The following is a 17,977-nucleotide window of genomic DNA, read 5'->3' as shown; positions in this document are numbered from 1 at the left end:
TCTCACGTCGACAATTTCCAGGCACCGTGGGTGCCTGGAAAATCTGTGTTTGTATGCTTGTAGCGGTTAGCCAGGTTTAGCTTCCGCTTTGGCCAACACTCACCCGGTTTGGCGAGTTCCTGCCTCAGCTCTTCGCTTCAGAGCAATCAGCTGCACCCGCTCGTAGCCCCGCACGTGTCGCACTTCTCGCAGGTGCCATTCCGCACCATGGTGAAGTTCTGGCACTCCGAGCACATGTTGCCGGTATAGCCCTGCATGATCGAGCGCTGGCGGCGTTCGGCTTCCACCTTCTTGGCTTCGGTCTTGGCCGTAGCCGCGTCGGCTGCAGCCTTGTCGGAGAAGAGGGCGGTGGCGTCGCTGGCGATTTCCTCCATCACCTCTTCGGCGATCTCTTCGGCCAATTCCTTGGCGCGCTCCTCGTAATCGCGCTTGAAGGCGACGATTTCGGAGGTGGAGATGGCGACCGTCGGTTCCAGCTTGCGGGCAGCACTTCCTGCAAAGGCGGTGACCGTGCCGGTCGACGCGGCGCGGGCAGGCGCTGATGTGGCAGCACCCTTGGGTTCGCCCGCCTGGCGTTCGCCGCCGGTGCCGGACACCAGCGTCGGCTTGTAGCCGCGGGTCCAGCCGGTCGACAGCAGGTTGGTCTTGCCTTCCTGGATGCCCTTGCCGAGTGCGGTGTTGGAGAAATCCGACGTATCAACATGGGCGAGGTCATGACGGCCGAGATAGGAGACGGCAAGCTCGCGGAAGACGTAGTCGAGGATCGAGGTGGCGTTCTTGATCGCGTCGTTGCCGATGACCATGCCGGCCGGCTCGAACTTGGTGAAGGTGAAGGCCTCGACATATTCCTCGAGCGGCACGCCATATTGCAGGCCGAGCGAGATGGCGATGGCGAAATTGTTCATCATTGCACGGAAGGCAGCACCTTCCTTGTGCATGTCGATGAAGATCTCGCCGAGGCGGCCGTCGCCGAATTCGCCGGTTCTGAGATAGACCTTGTGCCCGCCGACGGCGGCCTTCTGGGTATAGCCCTGGCGGCGGTTCGGCAGCTTTTCGCGTTCGCGCGAAACGCGTTCGATCACCCGCTCGATAATCTTTTCGGTGATGGTGACGGCCTGGGCGGCGACCGGCGCCTGCAGCAGGTCTTCCAGCGCTTCCTCGTCGTTCTCGTCCTCGATCAGCGAGGCGTTGAGCGGCTGCGACAGCTTCGAGCCGTCGCGATAGAGCGCGTTGGCCTTGAGGCCGAGCTTCCAGGAGAGCAGGTAGGCGTTCTTGCAATCCTCGACGGTCGCCTCGTTCGGCATGTTGATCGTCTTGGAAATCGCGCCGGAGATGAAGGGCTGGGCAGCCGCCATCATGCGGATATGGCTTTCCACCGAAAGGTAGCGCTTGCCGATCTTGCCGCAGGGATTGGCGCAATCGAAGACCGGCAGATGCTCGGCCTTCAGGAAGGACGCACCTTCCAGCGTCATCGCGCCGCAGACATGAATGTTGGCGGCTTCGATGTCCTTCTTCGAGAAGCCCATATGGTCGAGCAGGTTGAAGCTCATGTCGGCGAGCTGTTCGTCGGAAACCTTCAGCGTGTCCTTCAGGAAGTCGGCGCCGAGCGTCCACTGGTTGAAGACGAACTTGATGTCGAAGGCGCTCTTCAGCGCCGCGTTGACGGCTTCCACCTTCTCGTCGGTAAAGCCCTTGGCCTTCAGCGTCGACGGGTTGATCGCCGGCGCCTGGTTGAGATTGCCATGGCCGACGGCATAGGCCTCGATTTCGGCGATCTGGCTCTCGGAATAACCGAGCGTGCGCAGCGCGTCCGGCACGGCGCGGTTGATGATCTTGAAGTAGCCGCCGCCGGCGAGCTTCTTGAACTTGACCAGCGCGAAGTCGGGCTCGATGCCTGTCGTGTCGCAATCCATGACGAGACCGATCGTGCCTGTGGGGGCGATGACCGAGACCTGGGCATTGCGGTAGCCATGCTGTTCGCCGAGCGCGAGCGCCTTGTCCCAGGCCGATTTGGCGTGGGCGGCGAGATCCTGATCCGGGTTTTCCGAATGGATCAGCGCGACCGGGTCGATCGACAGCGCCTCATAGCCTGAGGTTTCGCCGTAAGCGGCGCGGCGATGGTTGCGGATGACCCGCAGCATGCTCTCGCGGTTCGGCGCGAAGTTCGGGAACGGCCCGAGTTCGGCCGCCATTTCGGCCGAGGTCGCATAGCAGATGCCGGTCATGATCGCGGTCAGCGAGCCGGCAATGGCGCGAGCCTCAGTGGAGTCATAAGGAATACCCGACGACATCAGCAGGCCGCCGATATTGGCGTAGCCGAGGCCGAGCGTGCGGTATTCATAGGAGAGTTCGGCAATGCGCTTCGACGGGAACTGCGCCATCATCACCGAGACTTCGAGCACGACAGTCCACAGGCGAACGGCGTGTTCGTAATCGGCGATGTTGATGCGCTTGGTGGCCTTGTCCTTGAACTGCAGGAGGTTCAGCGAAGCAAGGTTGCAGGCGGTGTCGTCGAGGAACATGTATTCCGAGCACGGGTTCGAGCCGCGGATCGGGCCGCCGGCGGGCGAGGTGTGCCAGTCGTTCATCGTCGTGTTGAAGTGGATGCCCGGATCGGCCGAGGCCCAGGCGGCGTAGGAAATCGTTTCCCAGAGATCGCGCGCCTTCAGCGTCTTCATCACCCGGCCGTCCTTGCGGGCGGTCAGCTTCCATTCGCCGTCATTTTCGACGGCGCGCAGGAAGTCGTCCTTGATCGAGACGGAATTGTTGGAGTTCTGGCCGGAGACCGTGAGATAGGCTTCCGAATCCCAATCCGTGTCGTAGGTCTTGAATTGAAGATCCTTGTAGCCCTGGCGGGCGAACTGGATGACGCGCTGGACGTAGTTCTCCGGAACCTGGTCCTTCTTGGCGGCGCGGATTTCGCGCTTCAGGGCAGGGTTCTTGGCCGGATCGAAGCAGTCGCCGTTGTCGCCACCTTCGCAATTGAAGCAGGCTTTCATGATGGTCTTCAGGTGCCGGGCGACGACCTTCGAGCCGGTGACGAGGGCTGCGACCTTCTGTTCTTCCTTGACCTTCCAGTTGATGTATTCCTCGATATCGGGATGGTCGATATCGACGACCACCATCTTGGCGGCGCGGCGCGTCGTGCCGCCCGATTTGATGGCGCCGGCGGCGCGGTCGCCGATCTTCAGGAAGCTCATCAGGCCGGAGGAGCGGCCGCCGCCGGAAAGCTTTTCGCCTTCGCCGCGTAGCATCGAGAAGTTGGAGCCGGTGCCGGAGCCGTATTTGAACAGGCGCGCCTCACGCACCCACAGATCCATGATGCCGCCTTCGTTGACGAGATCGTCCTCGACGGACTGGATGAAGCAGGCATGGGGCTGCGGATGTTCGTAGGCAGACTTGGACTTGGTCAGCTTGCCGGTGAAGGGGTCGACATAGAAATGGCCCTGGCCGGGGCCGTCGATGCCGTAGGCCCAGTGGAGGCCGGTGTTGAACCACTGCGGCGAGTTCGGCGCGACGCGCTGGGTGGCGAGCATATAGGCAAGCTCGTCCTTGAAGGCGGCGGCATCTTCTTCCGAAGAGAAATAGCCGCCCTTCCAGCCCCAATAGGTCCAGGTGCCGGCGAGACGGTCGAAGACCTGGCGCGCATCGATTTCGGAGCCGGTCTGTTCGTCCTTGGGCAGGGCCTTCAGCGCCGCATCGTCGGGAACGGAGCGCCACAGGAAGGAAGGAACGTCGTTTTCCTCGACCTTCTTCAGCCGGGTGGGGACGCCGGCCTTGCGGAAATACTTCTGCGCCAGAACATCGGTCGCGACCTGGGAGAACTGCGCGGGAACATCGATATTCTCGAGGCGGAACACGATCGAACCGTCGGGGTTCTTGATCTCGCTCGTCGCCTTGCGGAATTCGATATCCGCATAGGCGCCTTGCCCGGCCTTCGTGAAACGACGTTCGATGCGCATGGTCTTGACCTCGTGTTGGCGCCCGGTCCCCGCGACCGGGGCGCAAAATTTCTATCCGGCGGCACATTGTCGTCGTGCAGCCAGTCTCGTTTCCGTATTGTCACAGGGGTGTCATCCGGAGATGTCCTTCCTGTATCTTGTGGTGATGGTGGCTGCAAACGCTAAATATAGTATTAACAGCTTATTATCGCCAGTCCCGACGTCACTTTTTTTGGAGGCTGAAAATCGCGCAGAGATCCTGTCAGGCCTGACACCGTTCCCGGCACATCGCCCTGATTCCGCGTCCTAATTTTCAATAGGGAACCGGGCTCGTTACCTCCGGTCCTGTCGCCGCCGCAACATCGGGGACAGTAAGTTTGAAACGGGTGATTCCGTCAAGGGCTGGCCGTTAATTGATTGCTAACCACAACATCTTGTGGATGCGCCTGTGGAGATTGGGGAAAGCCGGGGAGCCCTGAAATTACAATGGCTTGCAGGCGCTGCCGGCTAAGGAAAAGGCTTGAACGGCAAAAAAGCGTCCGGCGGCAAATCTTGGTATGGCATTTTCGGTGCAAATGCGCATGCCGATTCGGCGCGGAAATCGGCCCTGTTCAGAGCGCATCGATGGCGATGGTGACGGTGGCGACGCCGATCGGCCTGTCCTCTTCATCAATGACCACGAAGCTCGCCTGCGTTTCCAGCATCTGGGTGGATTGGTTGCGTTCCGCCCGGTCGATGAAGATCTCTCGGGAGCCGTCGGCGAAGGTTCTGAGGTATTTCTCTTCGTCGCCCTGCCAGTAGTCGGCGGTGATGGTGCTTTGCCCCACATTCAGCCCATGACTGTCGGTGACGAAAAATTCGACGATCGCCCCCTGCGAGGCGTCCTGCCTGGTTTTCAGATAATTCGACACGGATTTGTCGAGCAGCAGCTGGACCATCTGCAGATGGTGCCGATCGACCTCCGACCGGTAGGTCTCGTCGAGGACCCGCAGGTCGATTTCGCTGACATCGGTGAATTTGGCATTCTGCTCGGCGATGGCTTTCAGCACCAGCGGCGTTTCCACCATCGGCCGGATCCGCGTCTCGACATAGTCGCGCACCAGGGAAATATAGGCAGGCTCGGCGCGGGCGGGCGTGAGGGAAAGCAGACATGCCGCCAGCCCGACGGCAACCACCGCAACATATCCCCACCGCGCCATCGTCGTTTCCTTCTACCGCATCGTTTTCCTGCACGCTTTAAGCGCAGTTTGATGCCATTCGCAGCTGCCGAGTTTATGCGAATAAGTTAAAATAGATGTGCATATCCCGATAGCGGATTCAGGAAACCTCGCTGACAAAAACTGGAACAATTTCAAGTGGTAAATACGATGGGTGCGCGCTGTGATCTGTGCGCTCAGCGCGGTCCCTTGGCGATCGGCTCCTGGTAGGTGAAGCCCATGTCCCAAGGGAAGTAGATCCAGGTATCCTGGCTTACCTCGGTGATGAAAGTATCGACCGTCGGAACGCCCTTCGGCTTGGCATAGACACAGGCGAAATGCGCCCGCGGCAGCATGGTGCGCACCTGGACGGCGGTCTTGCCGGTATCCGTCAGGTCGTCGACGACGAGCACGCCTTCGCCGCCGTTTTCGGCAAGCTCGGGCGCTATTCCCTTGAGCAGGGTCATGTCGCCCTGGTTGACATAATCATGATAGGAGGCGACGCAGACGGTCTCGATCAGCCGGATGTTCAGCTCGCGCGAAATGATCGCGGCCGGGACGAGGCCGCCGCGGGTGATGCAGACGATCGCCTTGAACGTCTGGTCAAGGCCGGCAAGCCGCCAGGCAAGGGCGCGCGCATCGCGGTGGAACTGATCCCAGGAGACGGGAAAGGCTTTATCGGGAAGGGACATCGGGCTGCTCCGCGGCATGAAAAAACAACACGCCGTTTGTCGGCGACCGGACGGGCTTGAGGCGGCGATCGACCAAACAGGAAACGCGCGTGCTGCACTGCGCGAGTTCGCGCGCTGCACTGCGCGAGTTGTGGCCGAGGCTCGAAACCGTCATCGGTCGCCGCAATTAACGGAATTTGCCGTCAAAAGGCAAGAGCGCCAATGATCGCGGCGTGGGTCAGCGCGACAACAGCGTCAGCGCCGTCATCGATTGCAGCAAGGTCTTCGTCGTGCCGCCGAAGATCATCTGCCAGAGCCAGGAATGGGTATAGGCGCCCATGACGAGAAGATCGATGCTGTCGTCCGAAAGCCGGTTCTCGATAACATGCGAGGTGTTCTTATCCACGCTTCGGGCCGTCGCAAGCGTCGTCTTCACGCCGTGGCGGGCGAGCGTTGCGGCGATTTCTGCGCCTGCGGTCAGCGGCGATTGCAGCGCCGTATCGGCCGGATCGACCGAAAAGATCTCGACCTGCTCGGCGGCCTTCAGGATCGGCAGCGCATCGAAGGTCGCACGCGCCGCCTCCTTCGAGCCGTTCCAGGCGATCAGCACGCGCTTGATCGGCTTCGGCTGGCGGATGATGTAGGGGATGATCAGCACCGGCCGGCCGGTTTCGAAGAGGAAGCTGTCGACGTCGACATGGCTGTCGGAGGCTTTGGCCGGGTCGGCCTGCGAGGCGATCAAGAGATCGGCGCTGCGCGCGCTTTCGATCAGCGGTGCGGAGCCGTAGCCGATGGAGGTCGCAAAGCTGCGCCACTCGGAGGAGCCGCCTGAGGCCTCAGCCTTGGCGCGGAAAATCCGCTCCACCGCGATGGTTTCGCTATGCGCCATGTCCTGCAGCGCCTGCACGGCGACGGGATCGGGGATTTCCATCGGCGCCACCAGCGGCACGGCGGAGATGTTTTCGGCATGCAGGCCGATCACATGAGCACCGCTCTCGGCGGCAATGGCAAAGGCGAAATCGGCAACCGCGGCGCTATTGTCCGCCGTATCGAGAATGGCGAGAATGGTTTTGTAAGACATATCAATCTCCTTGCGCTGAAATGGCGTGCGCGAGGGAGGAATGCCCGGACCGTTCTCCCGCTCCCTAGCGGGAATCAAGCTTGCTCCCGGTTCCGGTCTTGTCCTCAAGCCTCGGCGGATTGGTTTTCGGCGATGTCCTTCCTCTGGCGGATGGCCTCGATCATGGCGTGCACCTCGGCGCCGGCGGCATCGATTTCCGCCTGCGCGCGGCCGCGCACGACGATCTCGGTCGAGAATTTCTGGCCGATATAGCGGGGGTAGGAACCGATGCTGGTGTCCGGATGGGCTTTCTGGATCGCCGTCAAGGGCGTGCCGATCTCGCCTTCGCCGTAAGGGCAGGCGATCGCGAGCGACAGCACCGGCGTGCCGGTTCGAAGCGTCGGCAGCACATTGTCGACCATCGCCTGGAAAACCTGCGGCACGCCGGCCATCACATGGACATTGCCGATGATGAAGCCCGGCGCCGTCGACACCGGATTGGCGATATGCACGGATCCGCGCGGCATGCGCGCCATGCGCTGGCGCGCCTCGGTGAATTCCATCTCGCGGCGCCGGTACATATCTGCCAGCAGCCTCATCGCCTCTTCATCATATTCGCAGGGCACCCCGAACGCCTTGGAAACGGCATCGGCGGTGATGTCGTCATGCGTCGGCCCGATGCCGCCCGAGGTGAAGACGTAATCATATTTGCCGCGAAGTGCGTTCAGCGCCTCGACGATCGCCTCCTCGTCGTCGGCGACGATGCGCACCTCCTTGAGATCGATACCGGAAAGCGTGAGCAGGTCGGCGAGGTGGCCGATATTCTTGTCCTTGGTGCGGCCGGAAAGAAGTTCGTCGCCAATGGCGAGCATGGCGGCGGTAACAACGGTGGCGTGGCTCATGGGATGTTCCGTGATGTGAGGCTGGTGAATAGGTAGCGCCCTTCGGCCGCTTTGCAAACAGCCGAGCATGATGCCGAAAAGTCAAAGCGGTTTAGGCCTGAAGTGCCGAATGCCTGCTCGTCGGTGATCTGATTTATATCGGCATATGGTGCGGACGGCGGGGGTCGAACCCGCATAGCCTAAGCCGAGGGATTTTCTTACCGCTACGGCTTTCGCCGCCGCCTTCCGGCGTTTGTGGTCTGGACTATACCTTCACCCTAGCGTCTGCCTTAGGTGCTGCCCGTCTAGTCTCTACACCTTCCCCTTGCAGGGCTTGGCTCGGGATTGCCATCTGACAGGTTTCCCCGACTTTGAGCAGTTCTACATCAGGCGTTTCCGCCAGTGCACTCAATTTTGTTTTAAGTCCCTTGTGTCTACCGATTCCACCACGTCCGCGTGGTTCTCCCTGCTAACAAAGAGAGGCGGCATTCTCAACCGATATTCAGTGGTGAGGTGCGATTCCGTTTCAAAGTCAGGAAGCCCTCCATCACCTGGTTGTTTCGAATGTCCAGCTGAATCCCGGAGTAAAGCGGCGATCCGGCGCGCCGATCCAAAGCTTCGGTAAGCAACTGCGCGTCACGAAGTTTTCAAATTGCCGTCGTCGCCATGCAATGGCGGGGCAGTCGATTGCGAAATTTCATGCCAGCCAGCGTAGAAAACTGAGCACAACCCTTGCGACACAAGCTTGTTGAATTTCGCCGAACATTGGGACAAAGTGCTGGCAGGGGTAGCGTTTGCGATTTTTACTGTTGCAATACGTGCATTCACTTTTCGTCATGAACATCGGGACATGTGGTGACTTATAGGGCGAAATGGCTTTTGTTCTGAAGACTTTCGGGAGGCTGCAGCTCGTTGACGGGGAGGGGAATGCTGTCGCGTTTCCTGAGAAAGGCCTGCTGCTTCTCGCCTATTTGTTCACAACCGATCAAGCTTCGGCGGATCGAACGACCTTGGCGCGCTTTCTATGGGGCGAAGCCGACAGGGATGTGGCACTTTCGACTTTGCGGAAGGTGATTTCGAGAATTAAGGCCCGTCAAAACGATCTCGGGGTAAACATCCTTTCGTCTCAGGGCAATATGCTTACCCTCGACCGGGGGGCCCTGTCTTCCGACATGCTGCTGGCTGACAAGGAGGAGGAGGAGGTTGAGCCGTTCTCCCGGCTGAGACAGCTGGTGACGCTGATGAACCAGCCTTTTCTGGAGCCGGTTCACAATCATAGCCGTCAGTTTCAGCGGTGGCTCGCCGAACGTGAAAATTTCCATAACGAGCTTCTCGCCCATACTTTGAGAACGGCGTCCCAACTGGCCCCGTCGCAAAAGGAATCCGAGCTCCTGAGGAAGGCTGCGGTTATCCTGTTTCGGACCGAGCCGAAGGATCCGGAAACGCTGCAACTGCTCATACGGATCTTCAAGGCGGAAGGGGAGGTCGAATCCCTTCGAAGCTATTTTGAACAGCGGCGCAGTTCGACGGCGAGAGCTGTCGCCGCGGGCAGCGGATCCGATGAGGGTGACGCGAAATCCCTGCGTCCGCCATCCGTGTCGTCAAAGGCGAAGCTCGAGGCTGCTCTGCCTCTCGAGCCGGAAGATATCCGGATTGCCATTCCCCGGCTGGTGCTGCTTCCCCCCAGAAATCAATCCGTTCGGCCGCAAGCCGGCTTTCTGGCCGCGTCTTTGGTGGAGGATATCACGATCGGATTTTGCGTCTTCAACAGTCTGGAGGTCATCGCCCCGTATTCGGCGGTGCAAATCGGCCACCAGGTGGAGACGCAGAAGGCCTTCTTTGAACGGCATCGCGTCAACTATATCCTCGACACCCGGATCAGCAATATGGGCGAGGAAGTGACGCTGTTCGCCCAGCTGATCTTTTTCGATCAGAATCAGATTGTCTGGGCGGAAAGGTTCAGCCTCGATCGTATGGATCTTGCCAGAGACAGGAGAGTCGTGGCCCGCCAGATCGCCCTCTCCGTGTCCAGTGAAATCGAGCGTCATGAGGCATTGCGCGAAGATCTGAATCCGGTCGCCTACCACAGATATCTTGTCGGCAGGCGGCATCTGGCGCGGCTGACGCTTCCGAACCTGCGGCGCGTGCGCAAGGAAATGAAAGCCGCGCTCAGCGTAAGCCCCGATTTCACCCCGGCGCTGAGTTCGATGGCGCGGACCTACTCCAAGGAGTGGTTGCTGACGGCCCGGGGGGATATCGATCTTTTGCAATTGGCGGAGACCTTTGCAAAACAGGCCACCGGGACAAGTCCGGACTTCGCCGATGGCCATCGTGAGCTCGGTGTCGCCAAACTCTTGCAGGGCGCCTTCGATGAAAGCGCCGAAGCAATGGAAGTGGCGGAAAGCCTTGCGCCGCACTACGCCGACGTGATTGCCGACTATGCGGACACTTTGGTTCATTGTTCGCTCCCCGCCATGGCCTTGCGAAAGATCGAGCGGGCAATCGAGCTGAACCCGCTCGGTCCCGATACCTATTTCTGGACTGCTGCGGGAGCAAACTATGCTCTCGGCGAATTCGAAGCTTCGCTGGACTATATCGGGCAGATGGCCGATCCTAATTTAGCGGATAGGTTGTCTGCTGCAAGTTGGGCCATGTTGGGTCATCAGGACAAGGCGCGGATCTTCGTACGAAGGTTTCGTGAAGGCAATCCGGACTTCGATGTGGACAAATGGTTGTCTGCAGTTCCAAGTAAAGAGCAGTGGCATAAAGATCTTTATCGTGAAGGCCTGAAGAGAGCTGGATTTTAAACTTCAATCGTTAGAAAGGGCAAAACATGGCTACAGTTGTTGTTATTAGTGTTGAAGGTCAAGACGGGCTCTGGGTCGCCGATCTGGACGCCGGCACCGTATTGCCGCTCCCGGTCCCCAAGGCGGGTGGTTTGAAAGTGGTAACTGATCTTCGCGCCACCGGCGCGACGGTGACAAAGGGCGTGAATGTGGCTGTCACCGTCAAGTCTGCGGAAGCGGCATTCTCCGGTCATTATGACGGCTAGACGTGATGATGGTATAGCGCCGTTGCGTCTTTCAGGCGCGTGACGGAAGCTGTAGCACTTTTGATTATCTGTGATTTATTTGGATTCAGATCTTAAGAATCTGTGCAGAAGTGCGAGACGGCGAGCGGGAAATAGACCTGCTCGCCGTCGAGCATAAATGCGGTGCTCTACGATGTGATCGTCGTTATTCCCGTGCCGATAAACTGTAGCGGTCTCAGCGATACTATCGGCTTGGGTTATGCGGGTTCGTGTCCTCTTGCCCACACAGCTTCATAATACCGTTTGAATATGCACGTATATCGGGGATATAAGCGCGTTATCGCTTGACAAGGGCAGTTTCGGTGCAAGGATTGCGCCGCGGCGGTTGAGTAAGTGTTGTCTTGTGGGAGTAAGGCGATGGTTTACGATTGGACTGGGGCTAAGGTTCGGCGCATCCGGATCTTCAAGACCAGTGTCGCGCTTGTTCTGGGAACCGCGACGGCTGCGATACCGCTGTTCTTCTGGGCCATGGAGTTTCGCGGTTTCTAACCTGAAATCATCACCGTCTCGCGCCACCTGTTGATCACCCAGCCGGCCAGCAACCCTAGGGCGGCGCCCATTGCCTTGATGCCGGCATCATGCAGGCGCGGATGGCGCGTCGGCGAGAGATACTGCAGATATTCGATGGCGACGGCGCCAGCGATCAGCAGCACGGCCACCAATTTCCACTGTTTCGGATAGGCGAGCGCAAAGGCGAGACCGAGAAGAACATAGGCGGCTGCGCGGTCGGTATCGACAGTCGTGACGGTTTCCGGCCTCAGCCCGATCGGCGAAACCGTGACGAAGAGGATGAAGGCGAGCAACAGCCAGGCGAGCGGTCTTGCGAATTTGAACATGATCATGGCTTCATATTTAATGGCTCGCCTTTTCATTGACAGTTAAAATCAGTTCATGTGCCGTCAATTTCGCGGTTGGCTTAAGAAAAGCTTTCGTAAACAAGGCCGGAGCCGAACCGTAAACGGCAGAGGCGGGCTTTCTTTTGCCGGTCGGCCTGTGTCATAGCGGCGGTATAATGATGAGAATGGATCACGCCCGTGACGAGACTTGATGTCGAAAGCGCCGAAGAGGCAATGCGCAGCCTTTTTCCGGCAACGCCGCTGCAGCTCAACGATCATCTTTCCGCCCGCTATGGGGCCGATATCTGGCTGAAGCGCGAAGATCTGTCGCCGGTGCGCTCCTACAAGATCCGCGGCGCCTTCAATTTCTTCCGCAAGGCGATCGGGCAGGGTGCTTCCGGCAAGACCTTCGTCTGCGCCTCGGCCGGCAATCACGCCCAGGGCTTTGCCTATGTCTGCCGCCATTTCGGCGTGCCGGGCGTCGTCTTCATGCCGGTGACGACACCGCAGCAGAAGATCGACAAGACCCGCATGTTCGGCGCTGAATTCATCACCATCCGGCTGTTCGGCGACTTCTTCGACCAGTGCTACCAGGCCGCACGCGATCATGTCGAAGCGGTCGGCGGCGTCATGGTGCCGCCCTTCGACCATGCCGATATCATCGAAGGGCAGGCGACCGTCGCCGCCGAGATCATGCAGCAGCTGCCTGAGGGAACGGTGCCCGATATGGTCGTCCTGCCGGTCGGCGGTGGCGGCCTTGCCGCCGGCATCACCGGTTATCTCGACGGCACCGTGCCGAAATCGGCCTTCGTCTTTACCGAGCCCGCCGGCGCGCCGAGCCTGAGGCGCAGCATCGAGGCGGGTGAGGTGACGACGCTTGCCAAGGTCGACAACTTCGTCGACGGCGCTGCCGTCGCCCGCATCGGCGACCTGAATTTCGCCGCCCTTCGCGATTTCCCGGCAAGCCAAGTGCAGCTGATGCCCGAGAACGCCATCTGCGTCACCATCCAGGAGATGCTGAATGTCGAGGGCGTCGTGCTGGAGCCGGCCGGCGCCCTGTCGCTGACGGCGATCGCCGCGATGGACGCTGAAGCGATCCGCGGCAAGACCATCGTTGCCGTCGTTTCCGGCGGCAATTTCGATTTCGAGCGCCTGCCTGACGTAAAGGAAAGAGCCATGCGTTACGCAGGGCTGAAGAAATATTTCATATTGCGGCTCGCCCAGCGCCCCGGCGCGCTCAGGGATTTCCTCAATCTGCTCGGCCCCGACGACGATATCGCCCGCTTCGAATATCTGAAGAAATCGGCCCGCAATTTCGGCTCGATCCTCATCGGCATCGAAACCAAGGCGCCGGAGAATTTCGCCCGGCTGATCGGAAATTTCGAAGCCGCCGGCATGGGTTATGAGGATATCACCGAAAACGAGATCCTCGCCAACCTGATCATTTGACTTGGCGAAAACAATGTCATCGTGCTAAAGGCGGATCATGGCTTCGTTCCTTTCAAATATCTTTTCGATGTTCTCCGGCGGCGGCAAACCCGCCTCGGAGGCGGCAGGCCCTTCCGGCGAGCCGCAGCTTTACAACGATTGCACGATCTATGCGGAGCCGCGTAGGGAAGGCAGCCAATATCGCCTAGCCGGCCGCATCGAAAAGAAGGTCGGCGACGAGGTGCTGGTGCGCAATTTCATCCGCGCCGATCTGTTTTCTTCCTCCGACGATGCGCTCGAATGCACGGTGCGCAAGGCACAGCAGATCATAGACCAGCATGGTTCGTCACTCTTTGGCGACGGCGAGAAGCTACGTCAGGTCTGAGATCGGGATTGCCGCATCGCCACGTGATACCGGCCACAATTATTCTTTTTTTTCAATCCTGTGACGCGGCGCCGCCGTCGGTGATAGGCATCTCGCTCACGCAATCTTAAAGGATTGCAGCCAAAACTACGGCCTGCAGCATTTGCAGGGCCGCCCTCGTGTTTGAGTTTTTCGGACGATCGACCAAAGAATCCGCCGTCGCGGCCACCGCGCACGCGTTCGGTCCAGGGCGTCGGCCCGAAGCCGGGGTGCGGTGATGGAGACGCTCAACCTCGCTCTCTTTGCCGTCGAAGCCATCGCTTATTTCGCGCTGATGGTCACGCTTCTGCATTTCCGTCATCGGCTCGGTCTCGGGGTTTTCCTGACGGCGCTCGGCGTCATGCATTTCATGGAGACCTACCTGGCGGCGGTCTTCTATATCGCGCTGCCGTTCGGCGATGTGTCGCCGGGCTCGTCGGTCTTCTTCTCCGGCAAGCTGATGATGATCCTGATGCTTTACCTGCAGGAGGATGCCGCGACGGTCCGCCAGCCGATCTACGGCCTGTTCCTCGGCAACCTGCTGACCGTCGGCATTGCCTGGGTGCTGCAACTGCACCTGCCGCTGCAGGTGTCGCCCAACCACACGCCCGACGTCGATTTCCTCCAGGAGATGGGCTGGCTGATGATCTGGGGCACGGCGCTGCTCTATGTCGATTCGCTCGGCATCATTCTGCTTTACGAAAAACTCGGTGATTTCTTTCGCCGTCGCGTCGTCCTGCGTTTCCTGATTTCGGGCTTCGTGCTGCTGACCTTCGACCAGATCGGTTTCTTCGCCGCGCTGAATTATTTCCTGGGCGTGCCGATCGCCGCATTCTGGGCAGGCTGGAAGGCGAAAATGCTTGCCGTCTGCCTCTATGCGGCGATGTTCGCGATCTATGAGTATCGTATCCGTCGGGGCGGCGTTGCCGTGTCCGCACGCTCGATCAGCGACGTTTTCGGCGACCTGACCTTCCGCGAGCGCTACAACGATCTTCTGGAGCGCACCGGCCGCGACATGCTCACCGGCGTCTACGATCGCACGCGCATGGAACTGGAAGCGCCGCTGATGCTGCGCGAGGCATTGAGGCAGGGGCTGTCCGCCACCATCCTGATTATCGACGCCGATCACTTCAAGGATGTCAATGACGGCTACGGCCATCTCCAGGGCGATGAGGTGTTGAAGGCGATCGCCGCCCGGTTGGGCACGACCTTGCGTTCGAGCGACCGCGTCTTCCGCTTCGGCGGCGAGGAATTCGTTGCCGTTTGTCCGGGCACAGACCACGAGGAAGGTCTGCTGCTTGCCGAACGCCTGCGCTGGACGATCGCCACCAGCGTCAAGACGCCGGACGACAGGCCGGTCACGGTCAGCATCGGCGTCGCGACCGCCGACGAGGACGGCGTCGATTTCACCGCGGTGCTGACGGCCGCCGACGGCAGGCTTTATGCGGCCAAGAAGAGCGGCCGCAACTGCGTCGTCGGCCGCTCCGGCGTGGTGAAACTCGGTTGACCCGATCGACGCAGCAGGTTGATTGCCGGTGTTTGTGATGTTGCGTAAACGCAAACATCAGACACCAATATCACAAAATTTCAATAGGTTATAAGAACAATAAAAACGGCTTGTTAGCACAGTGCAAACGTGATCTCCATTGCCGCAACCGATAAGGCTTTCCTACGAGGGGCGTGGAGATATGACGGATGCAGTTGCACGGACGAAGGTCGATGGCGGCGAGTTTGCCGTCCTATGTATCGGAGGATTTCTTCTTTCGATCGCCTATGGCGTGACCTTTCTGATCCCGGTGCTGGTCGGTCAGCGCGGCGGCAACGAGGCGCTCGCCGGCCTGATCATCTCGGCGGCAACCATCAGCACCGTCATTCTGGTGATCCTCTCCGGCCACATCGCCGATGCCATCGGCTCTGCGCGGGCGGTGGCGATTTCCGGGCTGTTTCTGGCGGCATCGGGGCTGGGATTTGCCATGGTGCCCGCAGCCGGGCTCAGCCTGATGACCGTCGGTTTTGTCCTCGGCATCGGCTGGGGCACCTTCTATGCGCTCGGCCCCATCCTGGTCGCCGCGATCACCGAGCCTGAGCACCGGATCAGGTTCTTTGCTCTGCTTTCGGGATCGATGATGTCGGGAATCGGCGCCGGACCGATCATCGGCCGCATTGCCACCGTCTGGTCCATGCCGATCGAGACGGCATTCGCCTTTGCATTCCTGTCCAGTCTCGTCGGCGGTGCTCTTTACTTTTATCTGCATCTGCGGCTGACCAATGCCGGCAAGATTCTGCCGCATGTCAACAAGATCTCTTTTGCCGCAGCGCGTCAGGTGATTGCGTCGCGGGCGATCTATTCCATCGCCATGGTCGGCATCGGCGGTGCGATTTTCGGCGGGCTGTCCAGCTTTCAGACCAGCTACGCCAAGGCGCACGGCTTCGATTATTCGCTGTTCTTCATCGGTTTCATGTCCGCCGCCATCCTGAGCCGACTGTTCGTGGCGGGCTATGTGGTCAAGAAGGATCCATTCTATTCGCTTCTGGTGCTGACGAGCCTGACGCTCGCCTCCATCCTGCTGTTCCTGGTGGTGACATCAAGTCAGCTCGCCTATCTCGGCGCTGCGGCGGTGCTCGGCCTTGGCTATGGGCTGACCTATTCCGTCATCAATGGGCTGGCCGCAAATGAGGCGCCCAAGGGGCTTATGCCGCAATCGCTTCTCTTGTTCTCGCTGTCCTATTTCATCGGCGTCTTCGGCTTCCCACTGATCGCCGGCAATCTGATTGTTTCCTCCGGCATTCAGGCGATGCTCTATGTCTTGCTCCTGCTTGCCGGCCTGAATTCAGCGATCGTCCTGTTTCGTATTGCCCACCGCGCGACAATCGGCAAAACGTCCTTCGCGGAGAAATAGGAAGCCTTCGGCGACTAACCGAAGTCTGGAACAAGATGGGGACCCGGGCAAGTTTGGTGTTGCCCGGGTCCGATTTGCTTAGGCAGCGCGGAAGATCTTGGCGCCGGACGGCGCACTTGTCATGCCGCCGTCGACGGTGATCTCGATACCGGTGACATTGACGGAATCGTCCGACGCCAGATAGAGCGCCGCCTTGGCGATTTCGTCGGCTTCGCTCATGCGGCCGAGCGGGCTCAGACCGCCCATGCGAGCCTCGAGCGCCGACATCGCATCTTCTGTGGGTGCCATCGGCGACCAGATCGGTGTCTTCGTGCCGCCGGGAGTCACCTGGTTGACGCGGATGCCGCGCGGTGCGAGTTCCGACGCCATATTGCGCGTCATCGCGCGCACCGCAGCCTTGGTGGCCGCATAGGCCGACCAGCCGGGAGCGCCGAGCACGGCATGCACCGAGCCGTTGAGGATCACCGAGCCGCTGTCGTTGAGATGCGGCAGGGCCGATTGCACGGTGAAGAACACTGCCGTCAGATTGGTGCTGATGATCCGATTGAACTGCTCTGGCGACGTGTCACCGAGCGGTGTCGCGCCGCCGATGCCGGCATTGGCGAAGACGATGTCGAACTTGCCGACCTTTGCGGCAGCTTCCGCAAAAGCCTTCTCGGTGGCGGCGGCATCGGTGACGTCGACTTTCAGCGCCAGCACGCCGGCCCCAAGCGCCTTTTCGGCGGCGGCAAGCGTTTCCGGGTTGCGGCCGGTGATCACCACCTTGGCACCCTCATCGATGAACACCTTGGCGGTTGCAAGACCGATACCGCTGTTGCCGCCGGTGATCAGGGCGACCTTGTTTCTTAGACGCATGATGCATGCTCCTCTTGGAAATGACAACGATCTGGATTATGATCGTTATCTATAAGGATTATGATTGTAATCCATGCAAGTCAAGAGGCAATGCAGGGAGAATCCGATGGGGCGTTCGCAACTGGAAAAACAGAAGACGCACGAGAAGATCGTCGAGACCGCATCGAGGCGGCTGCGCGAGGAGGGGCTTGACGGTATCGGCGTCGCCGACCTGATGAAGGAAGCCGGGCTGACTGTCGGCGGCTTCTACAAGCACTTCGCCTCCCGCGACGATCTCGTCGCCGAGGCAGTCCAGTTCGCCTTCGATTCATGGGGACGCGGGCTTGAGGCCGAAGGAGTGAACCCGGCGGAGATGACTGCGGCCGATATCGCCGATCGTTATGTCAGCGCCTATCACCGCGACAACCCCGGCGAAGGCTGCCCCTTTGCCGCGCTGACCTCCGATCTATCCCGCAGCGGCGAGAAGGCGAGGGCGATCGCGACGGCCGGGCTGAGGCGTAATTTCGAAGCTTTGGCAAGCAAGGCTGCGGGAGCGGACGAGGGCGAAAGGCGACGTAAGGCGATCATGGCTTTCGCGATGATGGCGGGCGGCGTCGGCTTTGCCAGGATTTCTGCCGATGAGAATCTCTCGACCGAAATCCTCGCGACGATCCGGGATTTTGTCGCCGACATCGACAAATGACAAACGGCCGGCGAAAGCCGGCCGCTGCACTAC

15 protein-coding genes are annotated in these 17,977 nt (G+C 59.9%); 8 read left to right on the top strand and 7 right to left on the bottom strand.

Annotated elements, in window-relative coordinates:
* Nucleotides 1-146: 146 nt before the first annotated feature.
* From QMO80_RS04085 to QMO80_RS04065, 5 genes are all read right to left on the bottom strand, one after another.
* Nucleotides 147-3,962, bottom strand: a complete 3,816-nt coding sequence (locus QMO80_RS04085; protein ID WP_283198995.1) for a vitamin B12-dependent ribonucleotide reductase — start codon at nucleotides 3,960-3,962, stop codon at nucleotides 147-149.
* Between the two features lie 590 nt (nucleotides 3,963-4,552).
* Nucleotides 4,553-5,140: a hypothetical protein gene (locus QMO80_RS04080; protein ID WP_283198994.1), complete on the bottom strand. Its 588-nt coding sequence runs from the start codon at nucleotides 5,138-5,140 to the stop codon at nucleotides 4,553-4,555.
* A gap of 194 nt (nucleotides 5,141-5,334) precedes the next feature.
* Nucleotides 5,335-5,829, bottom strand: a complete 495-nt coding sequence (gene gpt / locus QMO80_RS04075) for a xanthine phosphoribosyltransferase (RefSeq protein ID WP_049734206.1) — start codon at nucleotides 5,827-5,829, stop codon at nucleotides 5,335-5,337.
* Between the two features lie 217 nt (nucleotides 5,830-6,046).
* Nucleotides 6,047-6,889 carry a universal stress protein gene (locus tag QMO80_RS04070; RefSeq protein ID WP_283198993.1) on the bottom strand — a complete coding sequence of 281 codons (843 nt, stop codon included), beginning with the start codon at nucleotides 6,887-6,889 and terminating at the stop codon, nucleotides 6,047-6,049.
* Nucleotides 6,890-6,993: 104 nt separating this feature from the next.
* Nucleotides 6,994-7,770, bottom strand: coding sequence for a competence/damage-inducible protein A (locus tag QMO80_RS04065; RefSeq protein ID WP_283198992.1), 777 nt, complete (start codon nucleotides 7,768-7,770; stop codon nucleotides 6,994-6,996).
* An 851-nt stretch (nucleotides 7,771-8,621) separates the two neighbouring features.
* Here QMO80_RS04065 and QMO80_RS04060 point away from each other — a divergent pair.
* From QMO80_RS04060 to QMO80_RS04050, 3 genes are all read left to right on the top strand, one after another.
* On the top strand, nucleotides 8,622-10,556 hold the full coding sequence (locus tag QMO80_RS04060) for a hypothetical protein (RefSeq protein ID WP_283198991.1): 1,935 nt from the start codon (nucleotides 8,622-8,624) through the stop codon (nucleotides 10,554-10,556).
* A gap of 26 nt (nucleotides 10,557-10,582) precedes the next feature.
* Entirely contained in the window at nucleotides 10,583-10,801 is a 219-nt protein-coding gene (locus QMO80_RS04055; RefSeq protein WP_049734210.1) for a hypothetical protein, read from the top strand.
* A 396-nt stretch (nucleotides 10,802-11,197) separates the two neighbouring features.
* Nucleotides 11,198-11,329: a hypothetical protein gene (locus QMO80_RS04050; RefSeq protein WP_257784959.1), complete on the top strand. Its 132-nt coding sequence runs from the start codon at nucleotides 11,198-11,200 to the stop codon at nucleotides 11,327-11,329.
* On the opposite strand, the gene QMO80_RS04045 is transcribed toward QMO80_RS04050, so the two are convergent.
* Entirely contained in the window at nucleotides 11,326-11,682 is a 357-nt protein-coding gene (locus tag QMO80_RS04045) for a VanZ family protein (protein WP_283198990.1), read from the bottom strand. The genes QMO80_RS04050 and QMO80_RS04045 overlap by 4 nt on opposite strands.
* Nucleotides 11,683-11,874: 192 nt before the next feature.
* Between QMO80_RS04045 and ilvA the strand changes: the two genes are divergently transcribed.
* From ilvA to QMO80_RS04025, 4 genes are all read left to right on the top strand, one after another.
* Complete coding sequence (gene ilvA / locus QMO80_RS04040) at nucleotides 11,875-13,125, top strand: threonine ammonia-lyase (RefSeq protein ID WP_283198989.1); 1,251 nt, start codon at nucleotides 11,875-11,877, stop codon at nucleotides 13,123-13,125.
* 37 nt (nucleotides 13,126-13,162) lie between these two features.
* Nucleotides 13,163-13,489 (top strand): HlyU family transcriptional regulator, encoded by a 327-nt coding sequence (locus QMO80_RS04035; RefSeq protein ID WP_283198988.1) that lies wholly within the window; start codon nucleotides 13,163-13,165, stop codon nucleotides 13,487-13,489.
* Nucleotides 13,490-13,742: 253 nt separating this feature from the next.
* Nucleotides 13,743-15,014 carry a diguanylate cyclase gene (locus QMO80_RS04030; protein ID WP_283198987.1) on the top strand — a complete coding sequence of 424 codons (1,272 nt, stop codon included), beginning with the start codon at nucleotides 13,743-13,745 and terminating at the stop codon, nucleotides 15,012-15,014.
* Between the two features lie 181 nt (nucleotides 15,015-15,195).
* Complete coding sequence (locus QMO80_RS04025) at nucleotides 15,196-16,407, top strand: MFS transporter (protein WP_283198986.1); 1,212 nt, start codon at nucleotides 15,196-15,198, stop codon at nucleotides 16,405-16,407.
* Nucleotides 16,408-16,485: 78 nt separating this feature from the next.
* On the opposite strand, the gene QMO80_RS04020 is transcribed toward QMO80_RS04025, so the two are convergent.
* Nucleotides 16,486-17,262 carry an SDR family oxidoreductase gene (locus tag QMO80_RS04020; protein WP_283198985.1) on the bottom strand — a complete coding sequence of 259 codons (777 nt, stop codon included), beginning with the start codon at nucleotides 17,260-17,262 and terminating at the stop codon, nucleotides 16,486-16,488.
* Nucleotides 17,263-17,368: 106 nt separating this feature from the next.
* Here QMO80_RS04020 and QMO80_RS04015 point away from each other — a divergent pair, with 106 nt between their 5' ends.
* A complete protein-coding gene (locus QMO80_RS04015) occupies nucleotides 17,369-17,944 on the top strand; it encodes a TetR/AcrR family transcriptional regulator (protein WP_283198984.1) in 576 nt (191 codons plus the stop codon).
* Nucleotides 17,945-17,977: the final 33 nt, after the last annotated feature.

This window comes from Rhizobium sp. BT03, from assembly GCF_030053155.1.
Classification (GTDB): Bacteria; Pseudomonadota; Alphaproteobacteria; order Rhizobiales; family Rhizobiaceae; genus Rhizobium.
This window is presented reverse-complemented; position numbering and strand designations above follow the sequence as displayed.

Excerpts from the sequence above, each read along its gene's own strand:
- QMO80_RS04055 (WP_049734210.1), top strand. The coding sequence starts at position 10,583 with ATGGCTACAGTTGTTGTTATTAGTGTTGAAGGTCAAGACGGGCTCTGG.
- QMO80_RS04020 (WP_283198985.1), bottom strand. The coding sequence starts at position 17,262 with ATGCGTCTAAGAAACAAGGTCGCCCTGATCACCGGCGGCAACAGCGGT.
- QMO80_RS04035 (WP_283198988.1), top strand. The coding sequence starts at position 13,163 with ATGGCTTCGTTCCTTTCAAATATCTTTTCGATGTTCTCCGGCGGCGGC.
- QMO80_RS04070 (WP_283198993.1), bottom strand. The coding sequence starts at position 6,889 with ATGTCTTACAAAACCATTCTCGCCATTCTCGATACGGCGGACAATAGC.
- QMO80_RS04060 (WP_283198991.1), top strand. The coding sequence starts at position 8,622 with ATGGCTTTTGTTCTGAAGACTTTCGGGAGGCTGCAGCTCGTTGACGGG.
- gpt (WP_049734206.1), bottom strand. The coding sequence starts at position 5,829 with ATGTCCCTTCCCGATAAAGCCTTTCCCGTCTCCTGGGATCAGTTCCAC.
- QMO80_RS04065 (WP_283198992.1), bottom strand. The coding sequence starts at position 7,770 with ATGAGCCACGCCACCGTTGTTACCGCCGCCATGCTCGCCATTGGCGAC.
- QMO80_RS04025 (WP_283198986.1), top strand. The coding sequence starts at position 15,196 with ATGACGGATGCAGTTGCACGGACGAAGGTCGATGGCGGCGAGTTTGCC.
- QMO80_RS04085 (WP_283198995.1), bottom strand. The coding sequence starts at position 3,962 with ATGCGCATCGAACGTCGTTTCACGAAGGCCGGGCAAGGCGCCTATGCG.
- QMO80_RS04050 (WP_257784959.1), top strand. The coding sequence starts at position 11,198 with ATGGTTTACGATTGGACTGGGGCTAAGGTTCGGCGCATCCGGATCTTC.
- QMO80_RS04080 (WP_283198994.1), bottom strand. The coding sequence starts at position 5,140 with ATGGCGCGGTGGGGATATGTTGCGGTGGTTGCCGTCGGGCTGGCGGCA.
- QMO80_RS04015 (WP_283198984.1), top strand. The coding sequence starts at position 17,369 with ATGGGGCGTTCGCAACTGGAAAAACAGAAGACGCACGAGAAGATCGTC.
- QMO80_RS04045 (WP_283198990.1), bottom strand. The coding sequence starts at position 11,682 with ATGATCATGTTCAAATTCGCAAGACCGCTCGCCTGGCTGTTGCTCGCC.